Origin of the sequence: Enterobacter sp. 940_PEND, assembly GCF_001059415.1 — a bacterium.
GTDB lineage: Bacteria > Pseudomonadota > Gammaproteobacteria > Enterobacterales > Enterobacteriaceae > Enterobacter > Enterobacter cloacae_M.
Map to the genome: position 1 here is coordinate 122,752 of NZ_JUMS01000078.1, position 11,400 is coordinate 134,151.

An 11,400-nucleotide genomic window follows, 5' to 3' on the forward strand; every position below is an offset into this window, starting at 1 on the left:
ATGAAAAAGATTGCACTCTCTTTGGTGGCACTTGGGTTGCTCACTGCTCTGCCAGGCTTCGCGGCTACGCCCGCGCCGCTTCCGGCTGCCATTGCGAACCATGACGGCCCGATCCGCATCGCGGTGATCCGTAACCTCGGCTCAGACGACAACACCACGCAGTTTATTGCCGGGGCAATTCAGGAAGGGAAAAAGCTCGGCTTTAAGGTCAGCACCTTTTTAAGCAACGGGGACGACGCCAAATTCCAGGACTTCGTGAACCAGGCCATCAGCCAGAAATATGACGGGATTATTCTCTCTCAGGGGCGCGATCCGTACTCCACCGCGCTGGTGAAGAAAGCGGTGGATGCCGGGATCAAAGTTTCAGTCTTTGATACGGCGGTTAACGGCGAGATCCCGGGCGTAACCGTCACCCAGCAGGACGATGCCTCCCTGACGAACCTCTCCTTCGGCCAGCTGGCGAAAGATTTCAACGGCAAGGCCAATATCGTCAAGCTTTGGGTGGCGGGCTTCCCGCCGATGGAGCGTCGTCAGGCGGCCTATAAAGAGCTGCAAAAGCAGTATCCGGACATCAAAGAGCTGGAGTCTATTGGCGCGGTCTCCTCTGACGTGCAGGGCGATACCGCCAACAAGGTGGGTGCGATCCTCGCGAAATATCCGAAAGGCAAAATCGACGCCATCTGGGGCACGTGGGACGCCTTCAGCCAGGGCGCGTATAAGGCGCTGAAAGAGAACGGCCGCACCGAAATCAAGCTCTACAGCATCGACATCTCCAACCAGGATCTGCAGCTGATGCGCGAGCCGGGCAGCGCGTGGAAGGTGAGCGTGGCGGTGGATCCGAAGCTGATTGGCGCGACTAACGTGCGTCTGGTGGCGAACAAGATTGCCGGGGAAGCCACGCCTGCGACCTACGATTTCAAAGCGGCGGCCATTCCTCAGGCGCTGCTGACCGCCCAGCCGGGCCCGGTAAACGTGGCGTCTCTGGGGAAAATCATTCCGGGCTGGGGCCAGACGGAAGATTTTATCGCGCCATGGTTTGCGACGCTGGAAGCGAAGAATAAATAAAACCAGGCCGGGTGGCGTCAGGTGCGGCCTGATGCCCTCACCCCGGCCCTCTCCCGCAGGGAGAGGGGGAAAACCAACAGTACCCGTAGGCCCGGTAAGCGTAGCGCCAACGGGCGAAAGGAGTTCAAGGTGTCTCAACTACCCCCACCCGAATACAGCCGCAATATGCGGCTGATTGGCCATAGCGATCAGGGCGGTCGTCCGGACGGCGTACAGCTGATGGTGCATCGCGGTTTCGCCTATATCGGCCATATGGTGTCGCAGGGCTTTTCGATTGTCGACGTGCGCGACCCGAAGAACCCGAAAGCGGCGGGCTACGTGCCCGCGCCGCCCGGCACCTGGAACGTGCACCTGCAGGCGCATGACGATCTCCTGCTGGTCATCAACGCGCGGGATCTTTTTGCCGATGAGAAGGTCTACTACACCCGCCAGGTAGGGGAGACCGTCAGCGACGTGCAGGACAAAGGCTGGAGCGCCGGGCTGCGCGTATTTGATATCTCCACGCCCGACAGGCCGCGCGAAATCGGCTTTCTGTCGCTGAGCGGCATCGGCATTCACCGCATCTGGTACGTCGGCGGACGCTGGGCCTACGTTTCAGCACTCATTGACGGCTTTACCGACTACATCTTTCTGACCATCGACCTGGCGGACCCGCGCAAGCCTGAAGTGGCGGGGCGCTGGTGGCTGCCGGGGATGAACCAGGCGGAAGGGGAGAAGCCGAACTGGCCGGAAGGGAAACGCTACGCGCTGCACCACGCAATTATCGCGGGCGATACCGCCTACGGCAGCTGGCGCGACGGCGGCCTGACGCTGCTGGACGTGAAGGACCGCACCCGGCCGAAGCTGATTAGCCACCGCAACTGGAGCCCGCCGTTTGGCGGCGGAACGCACACCGCGCTGCCGCTGCCGGACCGCGATTTGCTGGTGGTGCTGGACGAAGCGGTGCTGGATAACCAGGAGGACGGCGAAAAGCTGATCTGGCTGTTTGATATCCGCGAGCCGTCGAACCCGGTGAGCATCTCGACCTTCCCGCAGCCGGATGAAACCGACTATGTGGCGAAAGGGGCGCATTTCGGCCCGCACAACCTGCACGAGAACCGGCCGGGGAGCTTTGTCAGCTCGACGCTGATTTTTGCCACCTGGCAGAACGCGGGCGTGCGGGCTTATGACATTTCCAATCCGTATCGACCGGTGGAAACGGGGGTGCTGGTGCCCGCCGCGCCGGAGAGAATGATGGACACGCGGCCGAATCGCCCGCAGGTAATCCAGTCGTGCGACGTGTTTGTGGATGCGCAGGGGATTATTTACAGCACGGATTATAACGGCGGACTGTCGGTGATTGAGTATCTGGGATGAGTGCGGTTTGATGCCCTCACCCCGACCCTCTCCCACAGGGAGAGGGAGAAAATCAGAATCGTAGGCCCGGTAAGCGCAGCGCCACCGGGCACAAAGCCGGCACTCAGCTGTACTGCCGCACTCGTGCCACCAGATCTTCCGCGCTATCGATGCGGTCGGCAATGACAATCAGCGCTTTACCGAGCGTTATCGCGTGGCGCAGGCACTCGTGGCGCATCGCCTCGTCCTGGATGGTGTCGATATCCGCCACGTGGGAAAGCCCGACGCTGCGGCGAATGAGTTCGGTGCCGCAGAAGCCGATGGCGTCATGCCAGACCTTTTTCAGGAACGCGGAGGCATAGCCCGGTGCGCCGAGCGCGGCGTCGCGCGTTTTCTCGTTTGCCAGCGCCTGGAAGCGTTCCGCGAAGGTGTTCCACAGCTCCTGAATATCGGTCAGGCGCTGCTCGCGCGCGGCGGCGGCATCGCGAATGCCCAGATGCCCCGGCAGCCCGCAGAAGTTCAGCAGCAGGTTGCCGATGGCGGTGCCGACGTCAAAGCCAATCGGGCCAAAGTAGCCGAACTCGGCGTCGATGGCCTTCAGGCTGCCGTCGGCCACAAAAATCGAGCCGCTGTGAATATCGCCGTGCAGGAGCGCTTCGGCGTGCGAGAAGAAGCGATGCTTCAGGGAGGCCACGGCAATTTTAAGCTGAGCGTCGTCGCGCAGGGCCGCGACGTCATTTTCCAGCTCGGCCGGATAGCTGTTGCGCTCGTGGATCTGGTACGGATCGTTGAAGAACAGATCTTCGGTGATCTCGCACATCTCCGGGTTGATGAATTTCGCCACCTGCGCTTTCTTCTCGTGCGGGTGCAGGTAGAAATCGCTGGTGTGGAACAGCGCGTGCGCGAGGTATTCGCCCAGCTGCTGCGCCGCCTGCGGGTAGTAGATGTTGTTGATCAGCTCGCCGCGCCAGATGCGATGGCTGGAGAGATCTTCCATCACCATCACCGCCAGGTCCGGGTCAAAGTGGTGGATTTTCACCGTGTGCTGCGGGCTGTGCTGATAGTGCGCGACCAGCGTTTGCGCCTCCAGACGGGCGCGGTCCAGCGTCAGCGGCCAGGACTCCCCGACGCAGCGCACGTAAGGCAGCGCCTGCTTAACGACGATGCGGCTCACGCCCGCGCTGTCGAAAATTTTAAAGACCAGATTGAGGTTGCCGTCGCCTACCTCCTGCGCCTCTACCAGCGATGAAGGATCGTCAAGTCCGCCAAACTGCCTGGCATACTCCACGGCGTCATGAGCGGTAAAGGTACGGTATTGCGACATAGCCAGCTCCTCACGAGTTTTGCAAATTAAGACATGTAGACGTCTATACATCTGGATTTCATCCTGACACAATGTGCTACAACAACGCAACAGGGAATTAACGACATGCAGACATTACAGACGACCAGCCTGCGGGTGATGAATAATCAGCTCTTTATTCTCGACCAGCAGGCGCTGCCGCAGGAGAAACGCTGGCTGGATGCCTCGACGGTCGAGGCGCTGGTCGGGCATATCCACGCCCTGCGCGTGCGCGGCGCGCCGCTGATTGGTCTCTCTGCAAGCCTGCTGCTGGCGCTGCTGGCGGAAAACGGCAAAAGCCGCGACGAGCTGGCGGCGACGCTGGAAACCCTGCGCGCCTCCCGCCCGACGGCGGTGAACCTGATGAACAATCTCGACCGCATGAAGATTGCGCTGTGGCAGGAAGAGTATGTTCCGGCGCTGGTGGCCGAAGCGCTGCACCTGATTGATGAAGACAAACGGCTTTGCGACGCGATTGCCAAAGCCGGCAGCGCGCTGGTGAAGCCCGGCAGCCGTCTGCTGACCCACTGCAACACCGGCGGGCTGGCAACGGCGGGCGTTGGCACCGCATTGGGCGTGATTGCCCGTGCGCATCAGGAGGGTAACGTCAGCAGCGTCTGGGTGGATGAAACCCGTCCGCTGCTGCAGGGCGGCAGACTGACCGCGTGGGAGTTGGGCGAGCTGGGCGTGCCGTATCAGCTGATTACCGATTCCATGGCCGCCAGCCTGATGGCAAAAGGGGAAGTGGACGCCGTGTGGGTGGGTGCAGATCGTATTGCCGCCAACGGCGACGTGGCGAACAAGATCGGCACCTATTCTCTGGCGGTGCTGGCGAAATTCCACGGCATTCCGTTCTACGTGGCCGCGCCGCAAACGACCCTGGATCCGGACTGCCCGAACGGGGACGCGATCCCGATTGAGCAGCGCGCCGCCAGCGAGGTGACGGGCGTCGCCGGAAGCTTTGGCGCGGTGCAGTGGGCACCGGAAAACGCGCAGGTTTACAACCCGGCGTTTGACGTGACCCCTGCCTCGCTGATCAGCGGCTGGGTGCTGGATACGGGCGTGGTCACGCCGGAAGCGGTGGCAAACGGGAAATTCGCCTGAGTCCGGCTATCCTTTAAGGGGTTCCCTTAAGAGGACAATATCGTGACGCTCGATCCTGAAACTGACTTAAAACTGGAGCGCGTGGTGGATGCACCGCGCGACCTGCTGTGGCTGTGCTGGACCACGCCGGAACACATCAAAAACTTCTTCATTCCTGCTCCCCATAAGGTGACCGAATGCGATCTCGATCTCCGCGTGGGCGGGCGGTTCAACACCGTGTTTGAGGTGGACGGTCAGCGGATGGATAACCGGGGCGTCTTTCTGGAAATCGATCCCGGTCAAAAGCTGGTCTTTACCGACGGCTATACCGAAGGCTGGAAACCGGCCGGGAAGCCGTTTATGACGGCGATCCTGCTGCTGGAGGATGTGGGCGAGGGCAAGACCCGCTACACGGCGATTGCGCGTCATCCGACGAAAGAAATCCGCGAACAGCATGAACAGATGGGCTTCCACGAAGGGTGGGGGATTGTGCTGGATCAGCTGGTGGGGTATGTGAAAGGACTGGAGCGTTGAAGCCCGAGCGGCCTGATGCCCTCACCCCGACCCTCTCCCACAGGGAGAGGGAGCAAACGCTAAAAACGGCAGCTATAGCTGCCGTTTTGCTTTTACCTATGCGAGGCGTGGATACGCATCCGCGATCGCATCGCCCGTAAACTGCGCCACCCAGCCTTCCGGATTGTCGAAAATACGAATCGCCGTAAAGTTCGGCTCTGAGCCCATATCAAACCAGTGCGGCGTGCCGGCGGGAACGGAAATCAGGTCGTTTTTCTCGCACAGCACCTGATACACCTCATCATCAATGTGCAGGCAGAACAGCCCCGCGCCTTCCACGAAAAAGCGCACTTCGTCTTCGCCGTGGGTATGTTCGTTCAGGAACTTCGCGCGCAGCGCCTCTTTCTGCGGGTTGTCGGCGCGCAGGCTGATCACGTCCCAGCTCTGATAGCCTTTTTCCGCCACCAGCTTGTCGATCGCATGCTGATACGCCGCGATCACGGCTTCGGGCGCGGGATCGTGTCCTAAATCGCGATCTGCAGCCCAGCGTTCAAACCGCACGCCTTTGGCGTTGAGCTGCTGGGCGATCTCGGCGGCGTCGGTGCTGTGCCACTGGTGTTGACTGGCGTCTTTATCGGAATAAATGGTCAATGCGCTCATGAAGGGATCTGCTCCGGATTAATCTCGTCAAACTGGTGGACCTGATGGTGATGGCTTGCGCCGTCATCATCACCGCGAATCAGCTGCAGGGTGCGAAAACCTGCCTGTTCAGCCGCGTCCAGCTCCTGATGAATATCGGACAGGAACAGGATCTGCGACGGGGCGATGCCCGTTTGCGCCGCAATGTTCTGATAAGACTGCACCTCGCGCTTGGCGCCGATGTGGGTATCAAAATAGCCGCTGAACAGATGAGTAATATCACCTTCGTCGCTGTAGCCAAATAACAGTTTCTGCGCGGCGACGGAGCCAGAGGAATAAACATAGAGATCAATCCCTTGCGCTTTCCACTTTTCTAGCGCAGGCAGTACGTCCGGGTAGAGGTGGCCCGTGAAGTCGCCGTTCACGTAGCCGTCATGCCAGATGATCCCCTGCAGGGCTTTTAGCGCCGTGGATTTGCGGTCTTCATCCATAAAGGCAAACAGCGCGTCGATGAGTTCGCCGACGCTGGCGTGTGGATTACCGATTTCATCACGCAGGTTGTCCAGAATGGATTTGACCGGCTCGGCGTACTGCTGGGCGGTCACGAACGCCGCCAGCCGCTCACGCGCGTAGGGGAACAAAACGTCATGGACAAAACGAATATCGCTGGTGGTCCCTTCAATATCCGTCACAATCGCGCGAATCATACTCTCTCCAGTTGTCGTAAACGCATTTCGCATTCAAATAGGAATTCTAGTCCTTCCAGATGACGGCGGGCCTCGGCCACATCGCGTCCCCAGCAGGTTAAGCCATGACCGCGAAGAAGAAAACCATAATTAAGCGGGCGTTCCTCAGCGTAACGGGCGATTCGGGAGGCAAGGGCGTCAATATCCTGGTCGTTATCAAAGACCGGGATAGCCACCGTATCCAGATGCGTGGTCTGGCCGGTGAGGGATTTTTGCATCTCAAAGCCGCTGATGTTGAGCTCGGCTTCTTTAACCAGACGCGACAGCACCGTGGCGTTGACGGTATGAACGTGCAGGACGGCGTTGGCTTCCGGGAACAGGCGATAAATCAGCGTGTGCAGACCGGTTTCTGCCGACGGTTTGCGGCCAGAGGGCGCGCGGTTGGTGGCGATTTCAACCTGCAGAAAATCCGCCGTCGTCAGGCTGCCTTTGTCTTTGCCGGATTCGCTGAGCCAGCAGAGGCGCTCGTCCTGACGCACCGACATGTTGCCGCCGGTAGCGGGTGCCCAGCCTTTAGCGCCAATCCAGCGGCAGGCGTCGACAAGATGTGTGAGTTGCAGGTTGTCTGTCATTTCCTTTTACCCTCGCGGTCAGGAATATTTATATGGTTTAGACGTCTAAGCGTCTTGATTGCCAAAGACTAACATCGTGTTATAGTGGCAGCAACATAAGTATTACAAGCAGGCACGACACAATGAGCAATAACGCATTGATTCCGCAGAGTAAACTTCCCAATCTCGGTACTACCATCTTTACGCAGATGAGCGCTCTGGCGCAGCAGCACAACGCCATTAACCTTTCTCAGGGCTTCCCGGATTTCGATGGTCCTACCTATTTGCAGGAGCGTCTGGCGTACCACGTGGCGCAGGGGGCGAATCAGTATGCGCCGATGACGGGCGTGCAGGCGCTGCGGGAAGCCATTGCGGATAAAACGGCGGAGCTGTACGGCCATAAGCCCGATGCGAACACCGACATTACGGTGACGGCAGGGGCGACCGAAGCGCTGTATGCGGCCATCACCGCGCTGGTGCGTGCGGGCGATGAAGTTATCTGCTTTGACCCGAGCTACGACAGCTATGCGCCTGCGGTTGAACTCTCCGGCGGCGTAGTGAAACGCGTGGCGCTTCAGCCGCCGCACTTTCGCCCTGACTGGCAGGCGTTTGCCGCGCTGCTGAGCGACAAAACCCGCCTGGTGATCCTGAATACCCCGCACAACCCGTCGGCAACGGTGTGGCAGAAAGCCGATTTCGCCGCGCTGTGGCAGGCGATTGCAGAACGTGAAATTTACGTGCTCAGCGATGAAGTCTACGAGCACATCTGCTTTGCAGAAGAAGGACACGCCAGCGTGCTGGCCCATCCGCAGCTTCGCGAGCGCGCTATCGCCGTCTCATCGTTCGGTAAGACCTACCATATGACCGGCTGGAAAGTGGGCTACTGCGTCGCACCGCCCGCCATTAGCGCCGAGCTGCGCAAGGTGCACCAGTACCTGACCTTTGCCGTGAACACGCCGGCTCAGCTGGCGCTGGCGGATATGCTGCGCGCTGAACCCGGGCATTATCGCGAGCTGCCGCACTTCTATCGTGAACGTCGGGATCTGTTTGTGGCGGCGCTAAGTAAAAGCCGGCTGGAGATTTTGCCCTCAGAAGGGACCTATTTTCTGCTCGCCGACTACAGCGCGATATCGGATCTGGACGACGTGAGCTTCTGCCAGTGGCTGACGAAAGAGGTGGGCGTGGCCGCTATTCCGCTGTCGGTATTTTGCGCCGATCCCTTCCCGCATAAGCTGATCCGTCTTTGCTTTGCGAAGCAGGAATCGACGCTGCTGGCGGCGGCAGAGCGTCTGAACACGCTCTGATTATTTCACCGTCCAGGCTTCTGAGTAACGACGGTCTGCAAACAGCTCCAGCAGACCGTTGATTTGCTTGAGGCGCAAGACTTCATCGCCGTCCATACCCAGTTCCCTGCTTATTCTCTCGTCATTCCAGCCAAGCTGCACCAGCTCGCGAACGATCTCCGACATGGCGTTAATCTGGTGTCGACCCCGCGCCCGGTTGTGACGAATCGTGGCGGCCATACGGTCATGTTTATCCTGCCGATTCCGACGCAGGCAGGTGATGGGGAGATAGCCCTTGAGCTGACGCTTCAGCGCCGCCCGATTTTTACCAATTTCATGGCGATGAAAACCATCCACAATTTCGTAGTGGTGCGGTTCGCTTTCTGTCACAACGATAGGTTGGGTGAATCCATCGAGCTCCAGTGACTGACTGAGCAGCCGTTTTTCTGGTGGCGCAACGTTATTGGGGTTGTAGTCGTTAGCGGTAATAGCGTCCTGTCTTATCCAGAGGACGCAGTCTATAGGTTGCTCACGAAATGGACTGTGTTTATGGATCGCTTCACGAAAGGCATTTATGGCGTTAATGCGCTCCTCTTCGGAAAGTGACTGAAGGTACGTTTCCATCTCGGTGATTAGTCTTTGTTGCATAATATGCCCCACTCCTTGCGTTTCGCCTTCACTCTTTCGCTGTAGCGCTGATAATGTTTGGGTTTGTTTGGGCTGAACGATAGCGCCCTGCACCAGTAGTCGTTATTCAGGAGAACCTTGCAAATACGGCGCCATGAGGGAATGTCTTTGGCTCCGATATCACCGTCCTGCGTATCGGGAATATCCTTTATGCCTCTCTTCTGATACCAGTGCAGATAAATGGCGATTTTATTGCGGTAATGCTCAGCCGTATGTTGCGGCATGCTGTCGAGGAGCAACATGGCATATTCGCGCCAGCACAGGTGTTCGGGTTTCAGAATTTTTCGGTGACCATAAAAATGGTTATCGTGTCCGGCGTACATCCCCCCGCTGCGCGCACCGCTCACGCGCTCACACATGGCCGCCCAGCGATCGGGCTCAACAACGTGGTAGAGCCATAATCCCTGACGCTGTTCAGGACCAAAGGGTTCACAAATCCGCATGTAGCGTAGCGGCACGCCAGCCTGAAACATCAGGTCATAGAGTGGGTTATAGCAACACCCTGATTTGGCGAACCAGGTCCATATATCGGCGGTTTTCCAGTCGTAGAGAGGGTAGATATACCAGGCATGTCCTCCCGGTGCGACGGTTGTCCAGGGTTTATCGTCGGCAAACCGCTGTTTACGCGCCGACGCGATAGCCAGAAAACGGTTGTAAGACTCATCGGCGCGGATGCCAATCAGTATCGCCGCCGGGCGATTGCAGGAGAACCAGTCGGAGAAACTGCGGACAAAGGTTTCAAACGTCATGCCTGGCTGGTAGAAGGAAAAAAAAGCGGGATCGGTAATCGCATCGTCAGGAGGCTGGCGGACCCATCGGGTGCCGGGTTCCCAGCATTGCCATTTCGGCTGGAATTGTGACAGTGAATTTTGCGTTGTCAGGGGAAGCGCGACCCACCAGAAATGGTCGATGACATCGCTGTACAACTCGCGCATATGTTCCACATGGGTAATGGTATGGGAAAACTGCGCTTCCCAGTCGATAAAGAGCACATCTATTTTGATTTTCATCAGTCGTGCCTGTTGGGCAACCAGATGCAGCATAATGGTGGAGTCTTTACCTCCTGAAAAAGAAACACAGGTTTTGGGAAAGTTTTCGAGCGTCCATTTTATTCGCTCCCGAGCAGCGGTAAGAACATCCTGATTTAAAGAGTATTTATAAAGTGACATGCTTATTCTCATCCTGAGGGATAAATACCTGACTGTAGCGTCAATGCTAATGAGAGGATTATATCAGTCAGTTTTAATTAGATATGCTACGGTAATGATATCTCTTCAATAAAACTCGCGAATGCCGAGCTATTGAGCGCGGAACGGTTGTACATCATGTAAATATCAATGCTTGGGAATTGAATGTCAGTTTCCACTTTTCGCAGGTTGAGGGCTGGGCCATATTGTTCGAAGGCCGGCGCAGGTACTAATCCTATGAGATCGGACGAACCGATCACCGACAGAAGGGATATAAAAGAGTCGCTACGATAGACGATATTTCTTTTGGTTAACAGGCTTTCGGCCTTTTCCTGATAGTCTTTGAAGCTGTTCTCATCGTTCAGGTAGGCGGTGAAGTTTTCATTCAGGATCTCTTCACGCGTGGGATTTTCACTGAGACGGGGATGGCCCTCACGACAAACGAGGACGAAAGGAAGTTTATGGTAGAGGCTACAGGCGACAGAATGATTGTTAGAAGAAGAAAATGAAAATATCAGGTCGGCTCTTCTGTAGGCTAAGAGATCTTCTGCTGAATCAGACGAAAGAAAAACATCATGTAATTCAATTGAATAGTTATGGTTTTCCATCAGCAATTTTATAGGGTCAAGCGTTGCTTTCATACTCATAAAATGCGGGCAATAAATGACAAAGTTCTTCTTCAACCCGCTGCTGTGCATGATATTGATAGTCTGCTCCAGCTGGTTCAGGTTCTGTTCCAGATGATGATGCAGATTGACGCCGACGGTCGTGGGCGTGATCCCTTTACCGGAACGGATAAACAGAGGATCGTTGAGTTGCCCTCTCAGACGCTGCAGTGACTGGCTCACGGCAGAGGGTGTGATATAAAGCGTCTCGGCGGCTTTACTGATACTAAGGTGCTGGTAAATGCACTCGAAAATGGGTAATGACTCCAACTTACTGATAGTGTTTTATGTTCAGATAATGCCC

General features: G+C 57.2%; 12 protein-coding genes. 5 read left to right on the forward strand and 7 right to left on the reverse strand.

The features are described from left to right. Both ADJ24_RS11320 and ADJ24_RS11325 read left to right on the forward strand, forming a co-directional pair. Nucleotides 1-1,065: a sugar ABC transporter substrate-binding protein gene (locus ADJ24_RS11320; RefSeq protein WP_023310718.1), complete on the forward strand. Its 1,065-nt coding sequence runs from the start codon at nucleotides 1-3 to the stop codon at nucleotides 1,063-1,065. Nucleotides 1,066-1,194: 129 nt separating this feature from the next. Next, nucleotides 1,195-2,421 carry an LVIVD repeat-containing protein gene (locus ADJ24_RS11325; protein ID WP_023310719.1) on the forward strand — a complete coding sequence of 409 codons (1,227 nt, stop codon included), beginning with the start codon at nucleotides 1,195-1,197 and terminating at the stop codon, nucleotides 2,419-2,421. A gap of 103 nt (nucleotides 2,422-2,524) precedes the next feature. On the opposite strand, the gene mtnK is transcribed toward ADJ24_RS11325, so the two are convergent. After that, complete coding sequence (mtnK, locus tag ADJ24_RS11330; protein ID WP_023310720.1) at nucleotides 2,525-3,724, reverse strand: S-methyl-5-thioribose kinase; 1,200 nt, start codon at nucleotides 3,722-3,724, stop codon at nucleotides 2,525-2,527. 105 nt (nucleotides 3,725-3,829) lie between these two features. On the opposite strand from mtnK, the gene mtnA reads away from it, so the two are divergent. Both mtnA and ADJ24_RS11340 read left to right on the forward strand, forming a co-directional pair. Then, nucleotides 3,830-4,846: an S-methyl-5-thioribose-1-phosphate isomerase gene (gene mtnA, locus ADJ24_RS11335; RefSeq protein ID WP_023310721.1), complete on the forward strand. Its 1,017-nt coding sequence runs from the start codon at nucleotides 3,830-3,832 to the stop codon at nucleotides 4,844-4,846. A 42-nt stretch (nucleotides 4,847-4,888) separates the two neighbouring features. After that, nucleotides 4,889-5,359 carry an SRPBCC family protein gene (locus ADJ24_RS11340; RefSeq protein WP_023310722.1) on the forward strand — a complete coding sequence of 157 codons (471 nt, stop codon included), beginning with the start codon at nucleotides 4,889-4,891 and terminating at the stop codon, nucleotides 5,357-5,359. 96 nt (nucleotides 5,360-5,455) lie between these two features. Here the strand turns inward: ADJ24_RS11340 and ADJ24_RS11345 are convergent, their stop codons facing one another. Genes ADJ24_RS11345 through ADJ24_RS11355 form a run of 3 tightly spaced genes read right to left on the reverse strand, consistent with a single transcriptional unit; the run spans nucleotide 5,456 to nucleotide 7,295 of the window. After that, nucleotides 5,456-5,998, reverse strand: a complete 543-nt coding sequence (locus ADJ24_RS11345; protein ID WP_023310723.1) for a 1,2-dihydroxy-3-keto-5-methylthiopentene dioxygenase — start codon at nucleotides 5,996-5,998, stop codon at nucleotides 5,456-5,458. Then, on the reverse strand, nucleotides 5,995-6,684 hold the full coding sequence (gene mtnC, locus ADJ24_RS11350; protein ID WP_023310724.1) for an acireductone synthase: 690 nt from the start codon (nucleotides 6,682-6,684) through the stop codon (nucleotides 5,995-5,997). The genes ADJ24_RS11345 and mtnC overlap by 4 nt, the downstream gene beginning before the upstream one ends. Further along, nucleotides 6,681-7,295 carry a methylthioribulose 1-phosphate dehydratase gene (locus ADJ24_RS11355; protein WP_023310725.1) on the reverse strand — a complete coding sequence of 205 codons (615 nt, stop codon included), beginning with the start codon at nucleotides 7,293-7,295 and terminating at the stop codon, nucleotides 6,681-6,683. Before ADJ24_RS11355 ends, mtnC begins: the two co-directional genes overlap by 4 nt. 122 nt (nucleotides 7,296-7,417) lie before the next feature. On the opposite strand from ADJ24_RS11355, the gene ADJ24_RS11360 reads away from it, so the two are divergent. Next, nucleotides 7,418-8,578, forward strand: a complete 1,161-nt coding sequence (locus ADJ24_RS11360) for a pyridoxal phosphate-dependent aminotransferase (protein WP_023310726.1) — start codon at nucleotides 7,418-7,420, stop codon at nucleotides 8,576-8,578. On the opposite strand, the gene ADJ24_RS11365 is transcribed toward ADJ24_RS11360, so the two are convergent. The 3 genes from ADJ24_RS11365 to citR all read right to left on the reverse strand — a co-directional run bounded on the left by ADJ24_RS11365 (nucleotide 8,579) and on the right by citR (nucleotide 11,375). Beyond that, nucleotides 8,579-9,205 carry an IbrB-like domain-containing protein gene (locus ADJ24_RS11365; RefSeq protein ID WP_023310727.1) on the reverse strand — a complete coding sequence of 209 codons (627 nt, stop codon included), beginning with the start codon at nucleotides 9,203-9,205 and terminating at the stop codon, nucleotides 8,579-8,581. It abuts the gene before it with no gap. After that, nucleotides 9,190-10,413 (reverse strand): phosphoadenosine phosphosulfate reductase, encoded by a 1,224-nt coding sequence (locus ADJ24_RS11370; protein WP_023310728.1) that lies wholly within the window; start codon nucleotides 10,411-10,413, stop codon nucleotides 9,190-9,192. The genes ADJ24_RS11365 and ADJ24_RS11370 overlap by 16 nt, the downstream gene beginning before the upstream one ends. Before the next feature lie 86 nt (nucleotides 10,414-10,499). Next, on the reverse strand, nucleotides 10,500-11,375 hold the full coding sequence (gene citR, locus ADJ24_RS11375) for a DNA-binding transcriptional repressor CitR (protein ID WP_048702479.1): 876 nt from the start codon (nucleotides 11,373-11,375) through the stop codon (nucleotides 10,500-10,502). Nucleotides 11,376-11,400 lie beyond the last annotated feature (25 nt).

Bases quoted from the DNA above. Each gene is read 5' to 3' on its own strand.
- ADJ24_RS11360 (WP_023310726.1), top strand. From the start codon at position 7,418: ATGAGCAATAACGCATTGATTCCGCAGAGTAAACTTCCCAATCTCGGT.
- ADJ24_RS11370 (WP_023310728.1), bottom strand. From the start codon at position 10,413: ATGTCACTTTATAAATACTCTTTAAATCAGGATGTTCTTACCGCTGCT.
- ADJ24_RS11365 (WP_023310727.1), bottom strand. From the start codon at position 9,205: ATGCAACAAAGACTAATCACCGAGATGGAAACGTACCTTCAGTCACTT.
- mtnC (WP_023310724.1), bottom strand. From the start codon at position 6,684: ATGATTCGCGCGATTGTGACGGATATTGAAGGGACCACCAGCGATATT.
- mtnA (WP_023310721.1), top strand. From the start codon at position 3,830: ATGCAGACATTACAGACGACCAGCCTGCGGGTGATGAATAATCAGCTC.
- ADJ24_RS11320 (WP_023310718.1), top strand. From the start codon at position 1: ATGAAAAAGATTGCACTCTCTTTGGTGGCACTTGGGTTGCTCACTGCT.
- ADJ24_RS11355 (WP_023310725.1), bottom strand. From the start codon at position 7,295: ATGACAGACAACCTGCAACTCACACATCTTGTCGACGCCTGCCGCTGG.
- ADJ24_RS11345 (WP_023310723.1), bottom strand. From the start codon at position 5,998: ATGAGCGCATTGACCATTTATTCCGATAAAGACGCCAGTCAACACCAG.
- mtnK (WP_023310720.1), bottom strand. From the start codon at position 3,724: ATGTCGCAATACCGTACCTTTACCGCTCATGACGCCGTGGAGTATGCC.